This is a genomic window from Idiomarina sp. OXR-189 (genome assembly GCF_034373425.1).
In the GTDB taxonomy this organism is placed as follows: domain Bacteria; phylum Pseudomonadota; class Gammaproteobacteria; order Enterobacterales; family Alteromonadaceae; genus Idiomarina; species Idiomarina zobellii.
The window spans coordinates 244963-266131 of the sequence record NZ_CP139706.1; the positions used below are offsets into that span (position 1 = coordinate 244963).

The window sequence follows — 21169 nt, forward strand, 5'->3', positions numbered from 1 at the left end:
TTTAATCTATTGAGAAATTGGGTACGTAATTACAAAGCAAGTATCGATGGAATCTTCGTCTAAGCTCAGGTCTCCATTGCTGTTTTTACATGCTTCTTTAGCAATTGATAAACCAAGACCATGCCCATCAGACTTGAGAGAAAATCCAGCATCAAATATGGCATTTTGATCCTGTTCGTCTATAAGAGGGCCATTGTTTGATATTGATATTTTCGCCATATCCCCTTCTACTTTAGAGGAGATTTCTACGATTTTTTTGTTGTTTTCGGTGCTTTTCAGCCAATGTATTGCATTGTGTATGATATTAACCATAGCTGACTGGAGATCGCCAGGGTACCCGTAGAGCTTCAGGTGTTCATCAACCTCTAATTCAACATTTACCGATGACATAATCAACGCTTCGGCGAGTAAGTTTAATGTGTTATTTATACTTTCGATTGCAGAAAATTCAACAGGACGTCCTCTCCGTCTTCCCGAGATAGGATCTAAGGATTTGAAGAGAGATGATAGGCCTTTTGAACCGTCTAATACAGCTTGCCCGTATGTGGGGTAAAATTTCCTGACTAGCTCCCCTTTAGGACTGTCTTCGAGTACATAGGGCGCGTTCTTGATTATTGATTTAGCGGATGAGTTAATAGGTTCTAAATAGGTGCGTCCATCATGAACAACTTGGGCTACGACCATACCTAGCGCGGCTCGAGATTCTAGTAAACGTTGATATGCCTCTATTTCATCAAGAGTTTTTGTTAGAATTTGAGATTCTTTTTCAATTTTAAGCAATAACGGTTTTTGCGCCTCTTCTGGAAGATTTCGCACAGCTCTAGTTATCGAGTCAAGTGACGATAGTTCACGCGCCTTTTCTATTCGTTTGACGGGTTTTCTACTAATTCCAGCCTTGGCCCTAAAATCAAATCTTTTCTGCTCTATTTTCAGTAAAACATTTGTTATCAAAGTAACAAGTCGCTCAAAGGCACTGTTTGTTTCAAGCCCCTCACGGCTACTCCGTTCAATAAGGTTGGACTCACTTTCTGAACCAACATTAATTGTCCCTGATATTTGACCGTGCCCAATTCTTTTAGAAGGATTCTGAACTCGCCGATTCTCGAGCTTTAACCAGTCATTATCGGGTTCACCATAAGGCCGAATTCTGAATCCAGTTCTGTATATTCCTATCCCTGTGTTTTCTGAAATCATTGCTCTTGCATTACGTAGACCAAAATCAGAGAAATTGAGCCCCATGCGTTCTAGTAATTTTTCGATTGATTCTTTCTCTAGATCATATAGTCGAAGGTCAACACCGATTGGACCACAAGGTAATTCTCCAATTTCGAGTGGAGGGGCGTCTAAGTTCAAAGGAATAGGCAGATTATCTCCGCGAACAATAGTGAAAGTACCTGTAAATTTTCCATCAGCATCAAACGAACCTTGCAGATGATAGTCAGACTCTTTACTGATTCTGTATGGTGTTATTAATGTATTACTAGTTTTTTTTGTGTTGTCTGCGTTCGAGTCCTCTATTACTTCTGCGATTCGATTTGTCTCAAAAAGCAGCTGTGGGCCATTGAAATTGTATGGTGCAGGGTTTCCTTTACTGAAGTGTTTAAGATCAAGATAGATATCAAATTGTGCAGTTTCATCGTGCTGTGGGGTAGCAAGGCGTCGTAATTCCCGAACTAGTTTGCGAACTTTTTTTTCATCCCAAATGGTAGACAACTCTGTAATCTCTATACTGACGCCAGTGTTATCTGCACTCGAAACCTCTGTCCGGTTAATATCAATATCAATGTCGTCCAAGTAAGTATTGGACTCGAATATACTCCAATCTAGCTTTAGTGAGCTTTTTTCGTAGCCGCTATGTAACCTTGCGGTAGACGTTAACTTTATTTTCTTACCCAAACTAGCGGAGGCGAATCTGCCGACTCCTTTAGCCCCGAGAACAGTCCTCTTTCCTGATTTGGATAAAGTGTTCTTAGTCTTAGTGTCAGTAGCAGGCTCCAGCCAGTCATTAAGAATGTTGTCGTATGTCATCCCATGACCAAAGTCCTTCACTATGATTTTTCCAGAGTGGCTTTCTGAAGGTGGGTCTATTGATATTTCTACCGAGGGTGAGTCTGCATCATAAGAGTTTTTAACTAGCTCAATGATAGCAGCCTCTGGACCGCTTATTAATTTATCACCGATAGTGCGTATTAATCTTGCTCTTGGTTTTAACTTCGCCATTATGACCTCAAAGTTTGTATTTTTTAAGCAGCTTTTTAAGGCCTTCGAGTGAATCCTCTACGATAACAGCCCCAAGAATACTTTAGGGAAGTTAATCTCTTTTTGTCGCCTCACTATTGTATTGCAGCTGACACATTGAACAAAGCATACCTATGGCGTACAGATATGGTAAGGGCTGATATTAGGCAGTACAGCCTTTATCAAAGCTAGCTTTATACTTCGGAGGTATGTTGCTTCTAATTGTTTGAAGATTTTGTGATTTCGTATTTCTGACAAACCCTAAGTCCTGCAACAACTTCAGAAAAGAGTTACAATTAATCCTAAACTGCACTTTCCCTACGCCTTTAGTGTGTGCGCTCTTAAGGGGAGCAGGATAGTTATTTGGCATTTGTAGAACATGAATCCGACCCTCACTTCCCCAAGCTCCTTGCTGCTCATTGTGTTCCCACTTGAGCATGAAAGTATCGGCTTTCGTCAGAAAGCCAATTGTGAAGAATAAGTCATCTTCATTTTGAAACTCAAGCTGACTTTTCTTGCCATAAGTCAAATTATAATTCGCCATAGCCTGCTGCTCTCTTCTTGCTGTAATAGGTCACATGACAACCAGTCATTTAACGGTATAGAATCCAATAAAATGAACATAGGAGCTCTGCTCAAGCATTGCATCCATTATCAAAGTTACTCAAGAACGGCTTTGGAATGTTGGACCTGATCGCTGGTACATTTTGAACCTTTTGATTGAGAGCAAAACCTAGCTTAAGTAGTTCTTCGACAAAATGGTTACAGTTGATTCTGTAAAGAACAGATGAACTATTACCTTTCGTGTGTGCATTTTTTAAGGGGGCTGGGTAATTGGCCGGGGTATTCAAAACGTGAATTCTTTTTTCTTTGCCCCAGGCTTTTTGTTCGTCATTATCTTCGTGCTTAAGCTCGAAATAATTAGCTTTTGTCAGGTATCCGATTATGTAATATAACTCAGCTTCATCGGCGAATTCTAATTGATCTTTCTTTCCAAAAGTTAGAGGATAACTAGCCATAACGATAGTCCTTTATTTCAGTATACGGTGGTCAAACTGTATGTTTCCACTACAAAAATTGTTCATGTTTGGAGCAGCAAGTGTATAGGGATATAGAGAATAAAGTAAAGCAGCACATCGATAGCCTTAACCTGGACTTAAGGGTAAATGAGAACCACCGGTTTACCGATCAAAAGTGCAAGCCTGACGTCATCAGTGCTGTGGCTGAGTCTATATTGTTCTACATTGATGATGAAACGGATGAGTTCACCTGTAGTGATATTAGAACGAGCAAGTTTTCAAATGACACAATGGTCAACTTGTTTCAAAAGCCTGATATTGGCAAGAAAACAACAGAAAAAGAGTACGATAAGGTGTTTTCTCAACCTATAAGGATGTTCTGGACAGCTGGTATACTGAGTAAAGTTGGTAAGCGTGGAAATGCTTATAAATACCAAGTTAGTAATCGTGAAATTCTTGAATACATTGCTATGAGTGACCAACGAGCATTGAGTTTTTTGTGTATATTTCTCGAAAAAGTAATACTGGACTCAGAGCTTAAAGGAGTATTCGATGAGTTCTTCAATAATCAGGATGCAGCTAGCTTTGCTAAGCTAAAAAATGAGTTTACTCAAACTTATTTTAATTACACTGGGGTCAAAAAGAAATTCGAGCCTGCACGAATTTTCACCCAAGTAATAAATCCACTGGCATTTTGTAGGAAATCAAAGGGCACGGAGAAAGGCAGAGTTTCTAAACTGCCTATTTCGTATAGTTCTCTATGCTACAACAGAGTTAACTTTCGAGACATTCAAAAACCAAAAGGGATGTCTAGGACTGAGTTTGCTAATACTCACACAGTTTTAGATACGGATGCCGAACGGTATCAAGTTGATCGCGCTAAAAGAAAAGTAAGGCAATACCATTCTCAGGACGATGTTGCGTCTAATGAGGTTTATATTCATGATGGTACTCCGCACATGCATGCGCATCACATATTTCCCGTCTCATTGTTCCCGGAGCTTTCAGATACATTTGAAAATCTGGTTTTGATCAACCCGACACAGCATAATGCGTATGCTCACCCCAATGGAGATACGCGAACGGTCTCGAGGTCTTATCAACTACTTTGCCTGATCGCCAAATTGAGCAGTATTAAATTGTCGGAAATAAAAAATGATTCGTTTTATTCAATCCATCGCTTTATAGAAATGGTCAATACAGGCCTCGACGAGGACCTGCTTGAGCCTAGTATGCCTATAGAGCTAATGCAAAAGGAGCTTGCTGAGCACTACGTGACAGATTGATGCTTTGACTTTCTTTTACGCCAAAATACTTAACTGATGAGTTATCTATATTCATAGAGCGCGTACTGTAATTTCGGGCGATCTGATAGAATTCTCGAAACTCAGTAGAAGAAAAGTATTCAATCTGTTCATCAGTAACTGGAACGCTAGGGACCAGCACTGCCGCCGAGCCATCTGGTATACAACCTTTAGGCAACCAAGCTGCTCTTGGATTGTAGGTAAGATTCGGTACCAGAAGCACCTGTTGGTTTAAAAACTTAAATACCGAGAGCTTTTCATCATGCTCAATGTACTTATCGTCATCGGTATAGATAATCTGGTTGTCACCAATATTCTTTGACTTGATAACCCGATATTCGCCAGCATCTTTCAAGATAGCTTTAGAAATTTGTCTGTCTCTGAAAACTGTAAACTTTCCGAAAGACATGGTTTTGGCCACACGGTCAAATTCGCTGTTTCTATAGATTAACCAAGCATCGAATCCGGTATTGGTTATATAACTCTGCTCTTTGTAACTGTGTTGAGACAGTCTATGGGAGTATACGTGCACCAATGAGTTTGCATTCGAATTTGATGAAATAACTAATCCGATGGTTTCGATTTTTACATCAAAAGCGGTTTCCCCAAAATCTACTATAGCGTTAATGGCTTTTTTACGAACAATCGTACGTGTTTCAGCGTACTGAGGTGAGTCTAAGAACGTTTTCGGTATTACGAGTGCGACACAACTGGACAACTGTAGGCTCTTCTCTACGAAGAAGTTGAACAGGTTTTTTGTCTTCTGGTTTACAAATTGTGTGCGGTAATTTTCCAACTCTTCCTTTGATGCTTCCTTATAGGGAGGATTGCCAATAACTAAGTCATAACCACCTGCATTCAGATTCTCACAGGTAAGATAATTTGAGTGAATAAAGTTAAGGTGGACATTCTTAGGTAGATACTTTTCCGCAAGTAACGCACATGTCTCGAGCGACGCTTCATCAATGTCAACGCAATCAACAATTACTTCTTTATCAAAGTATTTTGCTGCTATTGCATATAGAAAGTTACCTATGCCAACAGACGGTTCAAGAATGCGAAGCCTCCTCTTTGAGAAATCAGGAAGTTCGTTGACGATATCAAAACATGAATCTTGTCTTGTGTAATAAGCAGCGTTAGCTTGGCGGTTAGCATTAGAAACCTCACAAATCATCATCAATGACTGAAAGTGTAACTGTTCAGGGTTCTTGGAGATGAACTTATGAAGGTTTTCCTGCTCCTGTAACTGGTAGCTATCTATTAATTCATTAATCTTGCTTTTTGATAGTTTCTTCTGAGATTCAGTTGCTTTTATCTTATCAGCAATTGCTGAGAAAATGCTGGTAGGTACTGCTTCTCCAATACATTGACGTATATTGACGTCATGTTTCTTATGGAATTGCAAAAATGAGCTCTCATCTACAGGCTCTTCGCCTGAGGGGATCCACCGAAAATCATCAGGAATTGTCATCATCAGCATTAGCTCTCTAATACTAAAGACGCGGTTATCTTCTGGGTGGATGGTATTTTGGCTAGGCAGACAGTCATTTCTCGTATGAATGCAAGGGCCAACATCTTCCCATTTTTGTCTTTTGTATTTATCAGAGTTTTTACTTTTGTTTACAACGATCTTGCCATCTTTAACCTGGTGTGGTTTCAGATGCTCAGGTTCGTTATCGAAAGCGCTCATGCCATATTTAGTTGCAGCGATCCAAGGCTCCATGTGCTTTTTATATGGCCTAAACGAATGTAAATAGTCATCATTACTGAATTCACCCATTTTCTTTAACCGAGGAAGATGCCCGATGACTTCAGCTAAAGGCATAACTGGCTTCCTATCAGGGAATAACTGATCGGGTGAGCAATCTTTTATATCACGCCGGACGCCAATAACTAATGTTCTTGTACGGCTCGATTTTGAACCGAAATCTTTGAAGTTAACAACTCGAGATGAAAACCTATAAGTGTCGAAAAGGTGTCTTTGCAAAGCATTAAATATACTTTTAGAAGTACCATCGGTATCAAGACAGGCTGCTTTCAAAAACCCACGAACATTCTCCAGTATAAAATATTTGGGCTGGAGTTCGTCTATGATTTTTAAAGACTCCAACACTAAAGAGTTTCTGACTATCTCTTTATTATTTTTTTTATGGTTTGCCACGCTGATACCTTGGCATGGTGGAGTAGCAATAACCAAATCTATGTTTGCAACTTTCTTGCGGCTGCAATAGGAGTCAGCTTGCTTAAGCAATTCTGACTGCACATTTTTATCCGTCAGGTCTCCACAGATATATCCTGATTCATCTGAACACTTTTTGTTTGCTTTCTGGACATTAATGCGGCGTTCGATCAGTTCGACCGTGGCTGCGCAGTCAAAGCCTAAGCTTTTTAATCCATGGCAACCTACGCCTGCGCTGCTAAACAAACTGATATAGCTCAACATAATTATAATAAATTCCAGTTTTAATAAGTTAGTATAAGTGTACTAATAAAAGGCGTCGCTGAGAAGGGTATGCTGATAAATTTACACACAAAAATCGAGAGTAACTGTAGATGTTATATGCACTCAACCTAGCAATGTCCTGCACCAGGAGCTAAGACTTTATTTTTAAACTTCAACTCTTCGGCGTTTCTTAAGTGCAGCATTACATGCTCCCCTGAAAGAGATGCATCTGGAGAGGCATCAATATTCCAGCTATCCAGTAAATACCCAGCTAAAGCTTGTCTTACTTTTTTCTTCAAAATGCCAGATACCATTTGGTACTCGAACTCAATCATTGGGGCTATCTCGCTCAATCTAGGGTGTGGTTGTAGCTCAAGCTCGACTATTGTATTCCACTCGTCATCAGCTGCTCGCTCTTCATGAGTTAGAATTTCATCAGATTTGCAAGGATCCAATGAGCTCACTCGGTTAATTACGAAGTCACGAAACTCATTGCGTTTGCGGTCGAATGCCCTTACGTGCCAGCGTAGTCCGCTATCTGCAATCGAATGAGGTACAATTTGTCTTTTAGCGCCTAGTGGGGATGACTTGGATAGATAGTTAATGGATATCGGGTACTTCCGTTTTATGGCTCTAGTAATGCCAGCCAAAATATCCAAGTTTACATGAAATAAACTGTTTTTAACCGCAAATGGTTTATCTGTTGCGTGTGCAAAGCTGTCGCCGAAGCCATCTGTTAGTGTGCTCAGACATTTATTGATAGATACTTCGATAACAGGCGATGCATTATCTTGCCACTCATAGCGTCTGATATTCGGTCTGTAAATCAAATTATCAGGTGCTATCGAATTGTAAAGCTGGAATGTGCGGGTAGCACTTGCTTCGCTTATATCGAACCTTTTGACCAGATCAGCTCGAGACACGACTCCATAGAATCGACCTATAAACTCAATGTGAGCTAATAATTCTTTCTGATAACCTGAAAGTTCGCTAGTCATGACTGCCTCAATCTAATTAGTCGATCAGCACGATCAAGAAAGATCTAAAAAACTGATCAAAACGCTTGACGTGCTCAGATTGACCAGTATTATCGTAGGTATAGAAAAAAAGCTACTCTTTTTTAGAGCAGCTTCTTTTCTGAGTTCATTAACCGAAGTTAATGGAACTACTGTTCGACGACATAAGTTTCTATTAACTCCCGGTTAGTGTCAAACCTTTTTACACTATGAACTAACTGAGGAGGCCTACTATGGCTACCAATCCCCCTGTTGGTGATAACCAACGTCGCGGCGCAGTGCGCCAACGTTCTCAAACAGAAACCCAAAGTGGTCATTGGGTTAAGCGTGATGCAGTTACGGGTCGCTTCATGGATGTGAAGTCTGACAAAACTCCTTTCAAAGGCGTGAGAAAGGAGAAGTAACATGGCAGCACGGTATGAATTATTTAAAGGCATCGATAAGCAGTTTTACTTTCGTCTTATAGCCGTAAATGGTGAACAAATCCTTCGCAGTGAGGGGTATGTTTCGAAGCAAGGGGCTAAAAACGGAATAAGCTCAGTAAAAGTTAACAGCCCACTGGATGAGCAGTACGAGAGAAAAACCTCTACTAATGACCAGTATTACTTCGTGCTTAAAGGCGGTAACTGGGAAATTATCGGCGTGAGTCAGATGTATACCACTAGAGACGCCAGAGAAACGGGAATTGCTTCGGTTAAAGCAAATGGGCCGGACGCTCCGACCCACGATTTAACTGGAGAGTAATAACCGGAGGGCTGGTTTACTCCAGTCCTTTTATCAAACTGGCTTGGTTGTCTTATTTTCTTAATGTGGTGACGAACCTCTGTTGTGAGATAATAGCTTCTTGTTTTGTAGGCTCTCACTTAAAGCTCTGCAACTGCCTTTCTATTTTTTAAGGCTTTCGTTAAGCTTTAACTTTTTAACAGGGATAGTCGATATGTTAATTCTCACTCGCCGAAATGGTGAAACGTTAAAAATAGGCGACGATATCAGCGTTACCGTTCTCGGTATTAAAGGGAATCAGATACGCTTGGGTGTTGACGCGCCGAAAGATGTTGACGTTCACCGTGAAGAGATTTTCTTACGCATTAAGTCTGAGTCTGACGTAGAGAAAAAGTGACTACAGTTAAGTAGTTACTGGCTGACCGCCTAAATACTTACGACCGAGACAACCTAGCCTTTCATTTAGTTTTACACGTAGTGGAAGGTACGATTGTGGCTGACAGTATACAAATTGAAGGGCTCCCGAATGACGACCGAGAATGGCTTGTAAAGGAATATGGGGCATTAACCTGGAATGAATCTGCTTCTGATGAGCCATTGGTAGATGTTTTGTTGGAAGACAATGAAAGCGGTGAGTTTGCGCTTGTTCAGGTAGCGAAAAGCTACACGAGGATCTTAGAAAAAGGCAGTATTTGGAAAAACGGTGAGTACCATAGCGAGCGTGCTGACTTAATAGAAACCATATTTGAATTCTCTATCGATCCAAAAGATGACGGTAATTTCGTCAGTGCCTGGGAGCGGGTAGACGAAAGCGATAATTCCGGAGAAGACCCAAAAAAGCGTTATATATTACCTCCGGGGAAATACCAAATCCCAAGTAGCTTCAAAAACACAAAGTTTTTTACTGTAAGAACCGAGTGTGGCGTTGAGCTTTTAGCCAACTCGTTAACTATCTTTGATAATACTTATGGCGCCTCCCAATTTCTTCAGCAGACCGTCCTTAACAATTATGCAAACGCAGCGCTGGAGAAACTTGAATTCAAAAAATTTGATACCGCTGACTTCAGCAATACCCCTCAAAACGATGAATACAGGCTAGGCCTTTCAAAAGAAGTCTATGACGATGACCGTTACTTTATATGGGCTTTAAAATCACAACGATATACACAAAGAACTGTTAACTACATATCCGCGCAACTAGACTCCAATCGCGACAGAGCAACTTACCTGAGTGTTCGTCCGTGGTTTGCCGGATCTCACAAATGGCTTGTAGCCGGTATTTGGTTAGAAAAAGGAAAGCGGTTCCTGGTCCTAAAAATTCATAGGTACAAACTGCCGCAATGCCCCGACTTCTTTATCATTCGTGAAAACAGCAACATTGCTGACGAAAACGGAAACAGCTCCGAGAATGAACGCAAGAAACGCGCTAAGACGGCGAGTAAAAAGCTCATTGGTACCTCGAAGTCTAGGCCGTCATCGAGCTCTATGGGTGAAGATCTTCGATTGGGTGACATTGGGCACTGGGGCGAGACGGGTCTTCAAAAAGCGGTACCTAAAGAAAATAAGACAAAGAATACGCAAGTCAAAATAATGCCGACTCCACAAGGTAAGGTTTCACCGAGCAATCAAGGAGGCAGTGATCCTAATATCGGCAAGCTTAATCTCATCAATGAGAATGATGAGCCCAAAAAGGAACCGCCAAATACACTGAACTTGCTTTGGTCGGCGCTTAATAAACTGACTATCGAAAAGTCACAACACGTGTCTAAACCCGCATCTCTAAGTGGGGGTCATAGTGGTGCATTTATATCTGGTCAGCTAGCCCTAATAGAGCCTGAGCTTGATAATGTATGTAGCGTCAATTACCTTGGCCGGTTTTCCGGCAATTATCCTGGCCGGTTGATACCGATTTTTAACTACCGTTGCTCATTGCCATTTTGCGACGGTAACTTTCACCTTCACAATGAAGGATTGTCGCATGATGCACCAGCCGATCGATGGCGGCGATGGTCATCGTTGAGTCATCGAACAGTTCATCCCATTGCTCGAACGACTTATTTGATGTGATGATCATGCTGTGTCTTTCGTATCGATGTGCGATTAGCTCGAACAGCACACTGGTTTCCTGCTCGGTTTTGCGAACGTAACCTACGTCGTCCACGATAAGCAGGTTGTACTTATCCAGTTTCAGTAACTCATCCTGCAACCGAAGGTGCTGTTTCGCTTGTTGTAGCTGTTGCACGATGGCTGACGCCGCGATGAACTTAACCTTATAGCCCTGCTCGATAAGCCCGTAACCGATGCCACTGGCGATATGGGTTTTACCCAGTCCGCTGGCTCCGAACAGTAAGACGTTAGAGCCCAGTTTCAACCACCCGGGTTGGTTAACCAGATCGATGATCTGGTGTTTCGAGATACCGTCGACCAGATTAAAGTCGAAGTTGCCAAGGTTTTTTCCAGCCGGTAACTTTGCGTCTTTTAGCAGCCGCTGTAAGCGTTTGTCTTCACGGTTTGCCAGCTCGATATGGCAGAGCTCCGATAAGTATTGCTGGGGGCTCCACTGCTCTTTAACGGCTTTATTGCCCAGCGCATCCCACTCCTTAACCATGGTGGCCAGCTTAAGCCGCTTGAGCATGAGTGATAATGAGGCCGTTGTGTTATCCATGCAGACCTCCCGGTATCATACTGGCATACGAGCTTAGACTGTGTTGCTTGATGGTAAGTGATGGTGCTTTCGGCTCGATAACTAAAAAGCGCTCTTCGCATTCCCGGATGGCCGGTAATTGTCGCTGGGTAATTGACGCAGCAATAAATCGGCCTAATTGACGCTCACAGCCGCTTTGTTTGGCTAAATGAAGCAGTTTTACCATGTAATAGCTGGCTTTATCGGCCGTTAGCGTGTCGTCGACATACTCCCAGATGGTCTTGTAATTGTCGTCCGGTAATAGGTCATCGCGCAACTGTGAGTGGCGGAACGCACGCGGTTTCTTAGCCAGTGCATCAATAACATGCCGGTAATTGACGCTGCGGGCGCGACCACCTTTGTCGGCATAGACTCGCTCAAGCTCCATCACGAAGTCGGTGCCGTAAAATAGCGCTAACCGGTCATCATAAAGCCGTACCAGCAATCGGCTGTCAATAAGCCGTGATGGCACCGTGTAGGTGACGCGCTTGAGGCAAATCGTGCTTGTCCGCGACACCGTGACATAATGCTCGGTGTAATTGACGCTCATTGCCGTGGGCAGCGGCTGTAATTGCCGCTGCTCGAGTTGGTATTTGTCGCTGACGCGGCGATTACGCCGTGCTACCACACTGGCGACAAAGGCTTCATACGCATCACGGCTGTCGAAGTCATAACTGCCGCGGATTTTTAGTGCTTGCTCGACTTGGGACTTGGTGTGTCCGTGCGGACTTTCGATAGCACCGTTCTCATGCGCAACACCCGGATTATTGCGTGTTGCTTTAAAACCGTAATGCTTCACAAGGTCGTTGAAGCGCTCGGTTAAGTCATCAGCCGATGAGTGATTCTTATAAGCGGCACTCAGGCTGTCGGTACGGACTTCCCGAGGCACACCACCGGCAGCATGTAGCGCATTTTGTAATCCATCAGAGAAAGCCGCAAAGCTTTCACCACCGTAGATGACCTGCACGAACGCCCAGCCGCTGGCCGGCATCCGGTAATGAAACAGCATGTGCTTTAATGGCTCACCGGCAATGGTGACCGGCGATTTCACATGAGTAAAGTCGGTAATACCGAGCGCACCATATTCATGCGTTTGTATAAACACAACGTCTTTAGCAGGCCCGTGTAACGACCGCCATTTACGGATGCGGCGCTCAAGTGTACGACGCGAGCCGGGACTGAATTTATCAGTGTGATATTCGCAAAGGTGATCAAAAACGCCCACCGGCGTAATGTCATTATCCTGCTTGAGTATGGGAACAACAACGCTATCCCATACCGCTTCAAGCGGATCTTTGCGGGTGCGCCACTGGCGCTTACCGTCGTTCGTTTGTTGATTGGCTTTATCAAGGCGCCGGGCTGATCGCTCTGAAATGCCTGCCTTAGCAGCAGCGACAACTTGGCTATTTCGTGTTCTGTGTTTCATATAGATCATGACCTGTTGATCCGTGATTCGTGTTCCCGGCACAGTGAACTCCCTCCGTTCTGCTGTGCCGAACCTTATCAGATCAACCGGCCAAGATAATTGCCGCTAGACCGGCCACCGTAATTGTCGCTCAATAGATAATGACTGGCTCTTCAGAAAAGAGCACCGGAAATTAAACCGGCAGATATATACAGACTTATCCAAAAGACGATTCGGCGTATTTCATGTCACATTCGAAGGTATAAACTTCTTTTTCGTGTGTATTGAAAGGTTTAATAGTGACAAGTTTCGAACTGCGATTTTTCGCTTTTCATCTCGAAGTGATTTTCTAAATGCGTTACATCAAATACTTGTTGGTATCGTTGATGTTAAGGGGGTTTGGAAAAGAGCATCGGGTATTGCTGGCAGTAATGTTTCTTTGATAACGCATAGAGGCGATGAAGTAGCTATTGCAAGTCAGATTCGTGGGAAATTAGAAGCAGCTATTGAAAGTTAGTCGCTTTTTTCTTTTAAAATACGAGTTGGAGATGGTACCCAGTACGTCTGGCTTTTAAACGTCACTTCCAGGCCGTCTCCAACTTCCTTTATGTGAATGTGTGCATTTCTGGGAAGATAAAAGTCATGAAAGTAATCCAGTGCGAAGAAAGTATAAAGACGAAATGCTTTTTCGCTTGGTTTCTTTGAATAACGTTTAAGAGAGGCAACAACGCCATTTTCGGCGTTTGAGCCAGGCATGAAAATACCGAGGCTAGTGTTTTCTCGAGCGAAGCTGACAAACTTAAATATCGATGCACGCTGCCCTGGCGATTCTTTTAAGAGGTTTTCTAATGCGTTCTGAGGACTTTTCGCCCACTGGTTGTGGTCTAGGAGACTCTTCATCGCTGAGGTTTCAAAACGTAGCGTTCGTGTTTTAATATCCCCTTTTTCAAGCTGATGTTTTCTCAGGTTGGTATATTCGAGAATCGCTTTTTGGAAGGCAGATGACTTTGCTTTTTCAAAGATCAAAGTATTCATATCAATCGTTCGTAAATCCATGGCTGTGACGAGTAACTTCTCGTCAAATATAACTCCTTTACTCTCTAGAAATTGTCTAGGCATTGAAGAGCGCCTTAAATAGCCACCATCGATTTGCTTAAGTAAATCGAGCGTCAGGTACCAGTCTTTAGGGAACGATTCAATCTTTTCAAAAAATGGGATGTAGCGGTTTTGTTTATGGGCGGCATCGAAAGAGTTTCGAGTTTTTTCTAGCCAATTTACAAATTCGATAAACAGATTTTTGCCATTTAGCGTGTCGAATCCTAAAGCATTTTGTTTCTTTCTAATCTTATTAAGGCGCTTTGCGCTGCAAAGCTGGCAGATAGTTTTCTCTTTTCCGGTTAATTCTACGTCACATCCGGTACAGTAATATTTTATGTTATCTCGACATCGATAGCACATGAGCGCTCCGTTATCGAGTGTATAAAGCTTTCTGCGAATACCGCACTGCGGGCATTTAGGGCGTAGCTTATGACGGCACCCATCACAAATGGGTGAATTCACGCCTACGGAGAGCCCCCTGGAAACGACATCCTGTTTTCCACAAACTGAACACGTCTTGAGCTCTTTTATATAGCGGTAGCAACTGCTGCAGAATGGTCCGCTCGCGAGTATCTTACTTATTTTCCGACCGGTACGTTTGCATCGAACACAAGGCGTTACTCTGGGGTAACAGTCACAACATAAGCGCTTTTTGTCATCCTGGTGGATTCTTTTTTGCTGCTTGCAATTGCTGCAGGTTGTAAGTGGGAAACATCGCAGATAGCAATTGGCGCAGTAGGTTTGCTCTTTATAACGCCGAGTGAACTGGTCAACAAAACGACCACACTGATCGCATATTTTTGTTTTAGAGGTTTCCAAGGTTATGCTTCCTGATAAGGAGTTCCCATTTCTTCTCAACAACGGGCCGGGAGCAAGGCTTCTTACTGAAAACCACCGCAGGTTTGTTGTTCTTTTTCTCTTTGGGCTTTGATGACTGCTCTACTCCTAGAATTTTTAGGACTGGTGGTGGAGTAACTGTTAGAAGGGAGCGCATGAATGACTGGCTTAAACCTCTTGGAACCAGTTGGGCGATTTCTTTGCTGAATGAGTTGCTATCCATTGCTTTGCAATACTTAAGGAAAGTAGCTCGAGTTTCAACTGTCAGAAAGTCGAAGTTTACTCCTGAGCAAGATGCTATTAATGCCCGATCTTTCCTATTTACAAGATCTGAGAAGACTTCCCTATGTGCTTCTGTGCGCCCCAAGGATAACTTTCGAAGCATAGCTATCCAGAAATCCAATTGATGAAACCTGTCTTGAGTATCCGTATTGGGTTCATTGATTAACCGAACGAGCTCATGTGTTGTATTGACGAGCTCCTCGTTGGCTTTTTTAGCAGGATGACTAGAAATGTCTCTTTGGCAGTACTTACACACTCTCAGCTCTTTCTTTTTAAGCCGGTGAGGCTCTACTGACTGTCTACAATAAGGACAGCAGTCTTGAAGGAGGCATTGGTGTTTTGGACACATCGTAATGAAAGAAAGTCTCCACATACGTCTGAAATATGGCTCTGAATCATTTCTTAAGCATTCAGGGCAGAAAGGTTGATAACGGTAGGTATTTAAATTCCGGGTTCCCCTTGCTACGACCCAAGGCCAAGGTGTTTGTGAAATAAGTTTGGCGCGAGAAATTTTCTCTAACGTTGAACGCAGCATCATTTGCTCTATACGTTCCTCAGAGACTCCGGAGTATATGCTTAGTCTATGAAGGCGGGGCTTTGTAAGTTCTCGATCTAAATCTAAGGTCCAGGCTCTCCATTTATCCCAGAGGTATGATGTCAGTATCAATGGCTTTGTGAAGTTATCAAAACTAGCTCTTATTAACCAGGAGGACAATAACTCATCCTCAAAAGGCTTGGTTCGTATCGGCCAGGGCCTTAAGTGAGTTTGATTTCTCTCTGTCCTTTCGTTGGAGTGAACCATGAAAACGCTTCCACAATGTCTATGTCAATTTTCTCCTTACCACTATGTATAGCCTCAATTGCGCAAACTTTCAGCAGCTCATGTAAATTACCTAGGTTTCCATCAGAAATCTCGAGAATACGTTCGCCCAGCTCTTTACTTGTTAGATTGGATTTCTGTTTAAGGGGTAATGCCTTTTCAAAACTAGATAAGAGTTGAACAAAGTCTTTATTTCGCTCCCATTTCGGTAGCTTCATCACCCAAAAGCGGCTTTGTAGCTGGGGATCGTTTTGAATAACCGAGAGAGCATCTTTAGTGCCGGCACCGACAATAGGGATTTTTATCTTGTTAGAAATCATTTTTAATTCAGCTAAGGCATTTTGTCGTTGTTTAGCAGTGCCTGCCAACAACGTGTGAAACTCATCTAAAATGAGCATTTTCACCTCGCAAACTCTCATCAAGTCAAAGGCTTGTTTTCTGAGTTCGCTTTCCGTTTGTGTCGTCTTAAAAGGTGCCCAGAATTCTTCTAATATTGATATGTAGATATCTTTGACTTTCGGGGCTGATACTTCGGTGACTAAAACAGGCTTCTTAAGTATTTCATCCTCTTCATCAACAATAGGCTGCCCATAAACTTCGCAAAACTTCTCAATAACTGATGATTTACCGTTATTGGACTCGCCGATGAGAAGCGCCGAACGCATTCGTTGCTGTTTTGGCTGATCCATAAGGTTTTTAAGCTCTTGAATCGCTTTGATCGCTATTGGGTAGCTTATCCACCTCTTTTGATTGATAAAAGAAACACGCTCTTTGTTTGGTAAAAGGACTATCTGCCGATATTTTTTGTCAACGTGTTTGAATTCGTCCATTTGGCTCTCACTCTATTTCAAAACTTTCAATGTCCGTTCCCCAGATATCATCGGCTGGATCGTTTGGCTCACTAGAGGTGCGTTGAGGGCTAGAAGTGCTACTCCCCTTATTGTTAGTGCCTGTATATATCTGGGCCGGAGAAGACTGTGTTCTTCGGCGGGTGTTGGCCGCGCCGGCGCGCCTCGCCTTTTTAGTTGTGGCCCTGGATTTTTCTTCTATTTCTCTCATGCTCTCGATAGCCTGAAAAATTGCCTGCTCATTTATGAGCGTGTCATCAAGAGACTTTAAATATTTTCTTGCTTTCTCGAGTTCCCATTTATTCGTATAGGGGTGTGTCGGATCGGCATAAGGAACTTCGTGGTAGAGCTTCTGAAATGGGTCGTAGACCCATACTTTAGTTATATCCCTAGGATCGCGCCGAACAATATATTTTCGGTTTTTACCATGCTCGTCTCTCTCGCCAATAAGGTGCCGGATTCCATCCGAATAGTAATGTATTCTATCCCAAACCACTCCTTCTCCAGAGATACTCCTCATTGTTCGAGGGAGAAAGTCGAGCTCTAGTGTTAACGGATCATCAGGTATCTCCGGTAGTCCGGTCGCCATAATGCCGGGCGCTCCTTCTATACCCATCCGCCACTTCGTTATAGGAGCGACGCCTAGTGAGCTGTGCGGTGTGTGGTGATACTCAATTATTGCGTGAACGAGCCACCTTTCTATTTCATCAATAGTCATGGTAGCGTTCTTTTCCGGGTCATAACTCTCCCTCTTACCAGCGCTATTGAAAGTTTTACCATCCAACTCCGCTATTTTTTTAGAGAAAGCTCCCAGGTAACGTTCTACATGACCTCCATAATTAGGCTTCTTGACAGGTCTGAACTCAATATCAATCCCGTTGCTTGCACATGCTTCCGATAGGTTAATGGAGCGAAAGTCAGCACCGTTATCTGTGTGGATCTTTTTCGGAAAACCCCAGACATTCCACTCTCCCTCGACACCGATGTGCTTTAACCACTTATCCTTGGGCAGTATCGAATGAGATATGCACATAGCGACGGATGTTAGGCTAGGCGCATCCAAGGATAGGTATATCCCGGTGATGACTCGGGAAAACACGTCAATTGCGACTGTAAACCAGACTCTTTTGATACTTTGCCGAGTTTTTTCATCAACAATAATAATATCTAAAGGGGTGTGATCGATTTGAATCACATTCAGGATGGTGTCTGCACCGGGGAACCTCCCAGCCTTTACCGAAAAGCGGTTGTTTGCCGCTTCTACTCGTCCTCTACCGCGCAAACGCTTTTCCTCTGGAATTCTCTCAATTCGTCGGTAAATAGTGGCTTGATGCGGTGGTGTAAGGTCAGCTTTCAAACAGGCTCTTTTGATTTCTGAGTACACCTTTTTAGGACTTGGCTGTTTTATCGTCAGATAAAGGTTCTCAATATAGTGGTCAATTATCGCATTAACATCGCTATCGAGTCGTTTTCTGTTATAACTCCATCCTCTCCGCTTCGGAATAAGACTTGTGAGAGCCTGGGTTGATTGATAAGCCCTGAGCCAGTTGTAGAGTGTCGTGTAGTGGCAATCAACCTCAGCCGCACGTAAACGGACATCGCTTTTTTTGGGGTGGTCAAGTTCAAGTAGAGGCTTAATGGCTTCGAGTCGCTTTTTCGCTGTTTGGTAGTCAGCCTCTGAAATATCATCTAAATCAGGCTCGGCGGGCATCAAATCAGACGTAACGGTAGTGGCATGCTCTATGAGTTTACTAATTGCAACGATGTCGGCTGTGTTGGAGGCCACATTTTTGACGATACATTCTTTTTCGTTGAGTATCTCTTTTACTAGGTACTCTTCGCCACCCATGATAACCGAGGTACCGGGTGTCAATTTAAACCGGCGTCTTTTTAATTGATGTCCGTTAGACGTTGCCATGGTTAACTCCGACGATTTCGGTTTCCTCAGATAACGGCTCAGATAAGTTTAGCTCTAGTTTATGGTCAAGCGCCAATCGCCAAATATCGTTTTCTCGAATGCCAGGCGTTTTTTGCTCTGAATTAAACCTCTGAGTAAAACGCCTTACGGAAATTGGAAGAGGTATGCTCTCTAGTGTGCTTTTAACTTCACTTGCTATGTCACTACTTACTTTTCGGCTGGCAAAGTTCCTAAGCATCTGAAGGTTCTCGAGTATCGAGTCCCGGATGCGTCGTTCATCATAGATTTTAAACGTCCACCCGTTTAGCTTCGCAAACGCGAACGCTGCAGAAAATTTATAGCGCAGTTTTTGGAAGTCGCTTTCCAGTTCTTGCTTCTCTTTAACTTCTACCAGTAATGGCTTGCGCATAGGGTTAGTGAAGTAGACCAGGTAGTCCGGTGTATATCGACGCTCTATGCCATTTGCATCGATATAGAATAAGCGAGCAGGCTGTGAGACCACTCGCTCAACAGAGCGGTCATAATCCATCCGCATAACGAAGTCGCGCTCAAGGGTTGATTCGTAGGGCGTTGGCTCTTTGCCCCGAAAGGAAAAGTAACCAGATACGCTTCTGCGTGTAGGCTTGATTTTTCGAACCGGCGTTTTGAAGTCCATGATAGTAGCAGCTATTGTGCGAATATGGATTTAACATAGCAGGACTTTTGGTGGTTGCCAATACTGGACATTAAATGCCGCTAGAGCGGTCAGTCAGCAGTACTAACTCTGATATTTGGTTATTGTCATTATCGGCGAGTATATTGTTTTTGCGTCTACTAACTGGTTAAGTGTTTAATGGTTAGTTTAATGATTAGTTTAAGGGCGAAGTTTTCACCACGAGAGATACTTTATCTATGAGGAAGCTTAAGGGAGGAGAAATGGGCGAGTACGAAAGCAGGGAATTAAATGTTGGTAACTTAGGTGAAGGGATTTTTTCAATTTGGTGTACTACAGCCAGGCTGAGCGCTAACCGATCTTTAGATGAGGATTCTACGGGGTGGGATCACATCGTACGGTTTCCTTATGAAAAAACAACACTCCCGAAAGATCTTCAGCCAGCCCCAATTGAATGTAAAGTACAGGTAAAAACGACATTTAGTGATAATCGGAGAGGTTGGAATATTAAGTTATCAGCGCTAAAGCACCTTGTAGACTATTCTTATCCAGCTTTTATCATCTTTTATCAATACTCTAATAAAAAACAGCCGGAACTTGAAAATGTGTATTTGGTGCATATTGATGAAGCTTTGATAAAGCGAGTACTTAAGCGTGTACGCAAGGAGCACTTAGCGGAAAATCCCAAACAATTGTACGAAATAAAGTTATGGGTAAGCTACAACGCTTCCCACAAACTCAATGAACTGTCAGGTTATTCTCTGAGGGAGCGAATTGCGAGTTTCGTGCCTAACGGGATTATAGAATATCAAAGAGAAAAAAATGATTTAACTAAGCAGGTTGGGTATGGGGAGAACGGTTTTTACTTCAACTTTCAAGCGAATTCGGAGGAAATAGAAAAGCACTTTCTGGATGCAGCTTTGGGGCGTGCTTCCAGTGTACAAATCACAGACTCTGTTATAAAGGATAACCGATTTAACTTTCCAAATGGCGCTATAGAAATAAGTAGAGCCGATACAGCGGAAATTGAAATCTCGCCAAATGTAACAGATGAGTGTGAGTTTAGCTTTAAAGCTAGTGAGTTTTCTCCATGCATTTCTTTTGATGGTCAGCTTCTTAAAGTACCGAAGCTTTCGTCACAGGGAAATAATTTGTACTTTAGGGCAAAGTTATTTGCTATAGAAGTTTACGAAGTATCTGATTTAGGCTTGAAGAGTAAGCTGCACTTTACTTTTGATAAGGAAGCCTCATTGGATGAGGCAATCAAACTACTAAAACTTTTTTCAGAAGATAACGAAAATATAGACTATATTTTTGAGGTTAAATTAAAAAAAGCGAATAGAGCCATTAGCTTGAGGGTAAAGTTTCATGAGTATATAAAAGACTCACAGCTAATTTTAGAAGCGGTTTCTGGGCTGAAAAACTATTTCGACTTAGATGGAAACATCCAGGTAACTTTGGATGAGTTATTTAACCATAAAGTGGCAATGTCTGTTTTGAAAGACATCATATTTAACAATGTTGGCGCTCTAAATTTTGCGATCAAGAAAGAGTATGAAGAAAGGCCAGTCGGTTCTACGTTCACTATACCATATGCGATGACAGCACAAGTTGGTTCTTCTCAGGTTGGGGTTGTCACACTTATTGATGGAGAACGAACTACAAGTACCGAGTTTAACGTCACTAATGTGGAAGTACTTAAGTCACTAACATTTCACGATAAAATGCCAACCGAAGAGCAGCTTCGGGAAATTGCCGATGAGGTAATTCAGAGTGCGGAACCTTTATTAAACAGTGGACGTAGTTGAGCCATAAAAGTGAAACTTATACGCTACGAGTGCCTAACTGGAAGCGCTTATTGTGCGAATAATTATGGTTGGTAG

The 21169-nt window shown here is 42.6% G+C and carries 17 protein-coding genes; 5 read left to right on the plus strand and 12 right to left on the minus strand.

Going from position 1 to position 21169, the window contains the following annotated elements; translation table 11 throughout:
* Positions 1-6 precede the first annotated feature (6 nt).
* The 3 genes from UM402_RS01120 to UM402_RS01130 all read right to left on the minus strand — a co-directional run bounded on the left by UM402_RS01120 (position 7) and on the right by UM402_RS01130 (position 3257).
* Positions 7-2220: a sensor histidine kinase gene (locus tag UM402_RS01120; RefSeq protein WP_322295411.1), complete on the minus strand. Its 2214-nt coding sequence runs from the start codon at positions 2218-2220 to the stop codon at positions 7-9.
* A gap of 181 nt (positions 2221-2401) precedes the next feature.
* Complete coding sequence (locus UM402_RS01125; RefSeq protein WP_322295412.1) at positions 2402-2782, minus strand: hypothetical protein; 381 nt, start codon at positions 2780-2782, stop codon at positions 2402-2404.
* A 91-nt stretch (positions 2783-2873) separates the two neighbouring features.
* On the minus strand, positions 2874-3257 hold the full coding sequence (locus UM402_RS01130) for a hypothetical protein (RefSeq protein WP_322295413.1): 384 nt from the start codon (positions 3255-3257) through the stop codon (positions 2874-2876).
* An 80-nt stretch (positions 3258-3337) separates the two neighbouring features.
* Between UM402_RS01130 and UM402_RS01135 the strand changes: the two genes are divergently transcribed.
* Positions 3338-4543 (plus strand): hypothetical protein, encoded by a 1206-nt coding sequence (locus UM402_RS01135; protein WP_322295414.1) that lies wholly within the window; start codon positions 3338-3340, stop codon positions 4541-4543.
* On the opposite strand, the gene UM402_RS01140 is transcribed toward UM402_RS01135, so the two are convergent.
* Positions 4494-7004 carry a DNA cytosine methyltransferase gene (locus UM402_RS01140; protein ID WP_322295415.1) on the minus strand — a complete coding sequence of 837 codons (2511 nt, stop codon included), beginning with the start codon at positions 7002-7004 and terminating at the stop codon, positions 4494-4496. The genes UM402_RS01135 and UM402_RS01140 overlap by 50 nt on opposite strands.
* A 128-nt stretch (positions 7005-7132) precedes the next feature.
* Positions 7133-8002: a WYL domain-containing protein gene (locus UM402_RS01145; protein WP_322295416.1), complete on the minus strand. Its 870-nt coding sequence runs from the start codon at positions 8000-8002 to the stop codon at positions 7133-7135.
* A gap of 251 nt (positions 8003-8253) precedes the next feature.
* On the opposite strand from UM402_RS01145, the gene UM402_RS01150 reads away from it, so the two are divergent.
* The 3 genes from UM402_RS01150 (at position 8254) to csrA (ending at position 9140) form a co-directional block, all read left to right on the plus strand.
* Complete coding sequence (locus UM402_RS01150; protein WP_322295417.1) at positions 8254-8424, plus strand: hypothetical protein; 171 nt, start codon at positions 8254-8256, stop codon at positions 8422-8424.
* A 1-nt stretch (position 8425) separates the two neighbouring features.
* Positions 8426-8764: a YegP family protein gene (locus UM402_RS01155; RefSeq protein ID WP_322295418.1), complete on the plus strand. Its 339-nt coding sequence runs from the start codon at positions 8426-8428 to the stop codon at positions 8762-8764.
* Positions 8765-8957: 193 nt separating this feature from the next.
* The gene (gene csrA, locus UM402_RS01160; protein ID WP_322295419.1) at positions 8958-9140 is read left to right on the plus strand and encodes a carbon storage regulator CsrA; all 183 of its coding nucleotides are present in this window, start codon (positions 8958-8960) and stop codon (positions 9138-9140) included.
* A gap of 1515 nt (positions 9141-10655) precedes the next feature.
* Here csrA and istB read toward each other — a convergent pair.
* From istB to UM402_RS01190, 7 genes are all read right to left on the minus strand, one after another.
* Positions 10656-11378: an IS21-like element helper ATPase IstB gene (istB, locus tag UM402_RS01165; protein WP_416182886.1), complete on the minus strand. Its 723-nt coding sequence runs from the start codon at positions 11376-11378 to the stop codon at positions 10656-10658.
* Positions 11379-11400: 22 nt separating this feature from the next.
* Positions 11401-12894: an IS21 family transposase gene (gene istA / locus UM402_RS01170; protein ID WP_322295311.1), complete on the minus strand. Its 1494-nt coding sequence runs from the start codon at positions 12892-12894 to the stop codon at positions 11401-11403.
* A 450-nt stretch (positions 12895-13344) separates the two neighbouring features.
* Positions 13345-14391 (minus strand): hypothetical protein, encoded by a 1047-nt coding sequence (locus UM402_RS01175; protein ID WP_322295420.1) that lies wholly within the window; start codon positions 14389-14391, stop codon positions 13345-13347.
* Between the two features lie 343 nt (positions 14392-14734).
* Positions 14735-15850 (minus strand): TniQ family protein, encoded by a 1116-nt coding sequence (locus UM402_RS12730; RefSeq protein WP_416182882.1) that lies wholly within the window; start codon positions 15848-15850, stop codon positions 14735-14737.
* On the minus strand, positions 15805-16698 hold the full coding sequence (locus UM402_RS01180; protein WP_322295421.1) for a TniB family NTP-binding protein: 894 nt from the start codon (positions 16696-16698) through the stop codon (positions 15805-15807). The genes UM402_RS12730 and UM402_RS01180 overlap by 46 nt, the downstream gene beginning before the upstream one ends.
* A 7-nt stretch (positions 16699-16705) precedes the next feature.
* Positions 16706-18634, minus strand: coding sequence for a Mu transposase C-terminal domain-containing protein (locus tag UM402_RS01185; RefSeq protein ID WP_322295422.1), 1929 nt, complete (start codon positions 18632-18634; stop codon positions 16706-16708).
* Positions 18621-19289, minus strand: a complete 669-nt coding sequence (locus tag UM402_RS01190; protein ID WP_322295423.1) for a Tn7 transposase TnsA N-terminal domain-containing protein — start codon at positions 19287-19289, stop codon at positions 18621-18623. The genes UM402_RS01185 and UM402_RS01190 overlap by 14 nt, the downstream gene beginning before the upstream one ends.
* A gap of 260 nt (positions 19290-19549) precedes the next feature.
* On the opposite strand from UM402_RS01190, the gene UM402_RS01195 reads away from it, so the two are divergent.
* Positions 19550-21094 carry a hypothetical protein gene (locus UM402_RS01195; RefSeq protein ID WP_322295424.1) on the plus strand — a complete coding sequence of 515 codons (1545 nt, stop codon included), beginning with the start codon at positions 19550-19552 and terminating at the stop codon, positions 21092-21094.
* Positions 21095-21169 lie beyond the last annotated feature (75 nt).

Excerpts from the sequence above, each read along its gene's own strand:
- UM402_RS01120 (WP_322295411.1), bottom strand. The coding sequence starts at position 2,220 with ATGGCGAAGTTAAAACCAAGAGCAAGATTAATACGCACTATCGGTGAT.
- UM402_RS01125 (WP_322295412.1), bottom strand. The coding sequence starts at position 2,782 with ATGGCGAATTATAATTTGACTTATGGCAAGAAAAGTCAGCTTGAGTTT.
- UM402_RS01130 (WP_322295413.1), bottom strand. The coding sequence starts at position 3,257 with ATGGCTAGTTATCCTCTAACTTTTGGAAAGAAAGATCAATTAGAATTC.
- UM402_RS01140 (WP_322295415.1), bottom strand. The coding sequence starts at position 7,004 with ATGTTGAGCTATATCAGTTTGTTTAGCAGCGCAGGCGTAGGTTGCCAT.
- UM402_RS01145 (WP_322295416.1), bottom strand. The coding sequence starts at position 8,002 with ATGACTAGCGAACTTTCAGGTTATCAGAAAGAATTATTAGCTCACATT.
- UM402_RS01150 (WP_322295417.1), top strand. The coding sequence starts at position 8,254 with ATGGCTACCAATCCCCCTGTTGGTGATAACCAACGTCGCGGCGCAGTG.
- UM402_RS01155 (WP_322295418.1), top strand. The coding sequence starts at position 8,426 with ATGGCAGCACGGTATGAATTATTTAAAGGCATCGATAAGCAGTTTTAC.
- csrA (WP_322295419.1), top strand. The coding sequence starts at position 8,958 with ATGTTAATTCTCACTCGCCGAAATGGTGAAACGTTAAAAATAGGCGAC.
- istB (WP_416182886.1), bottom strand. The coding sequence starts at position 11,378 with ATGCTCAAGCGGCTTAAGCTGGCCACCATGGTTAAGGAGTGGGATGCG.
- UM402_RS12730 (WP_416182882.1), bottom strand. The coding sequence starts at position 15,850 with ATGGTTCACTCCAACGAAAGGACAGAGAGAAATCAAACTCACTTAAGG.
- UM402_RS01180 (WP_322295421.1), bottom strand. The coding sequence starts at position 16,698 with ATGGACGAATTCAAACACGTTGACAAAAAATATCGGCAGATAGTCCTT.
- UM402_RS01185 (WP_322295422.1), bottom strand. The coding sequence starts at position 18,634 with ATGGCAACGTCTAACGGACATCAATTAAAAAGACGCCGGTTTAAATTG.
- UM402_RS01190 (WP_322295423.1), bottom strand. The coding sequence starts at position 19,289 with ATGGACTTCAAAACGCCGGTTCGAAAAATCAAGCCTACACGCAGAAGC.
- UM402_RS01195 (WP_322295424.1), top strand. The coding sequence starts at position 19,550 with ATGGGCGAGTACGAAAGCAGGGAATTAAATGTTGGTAACTTAGGTGAA.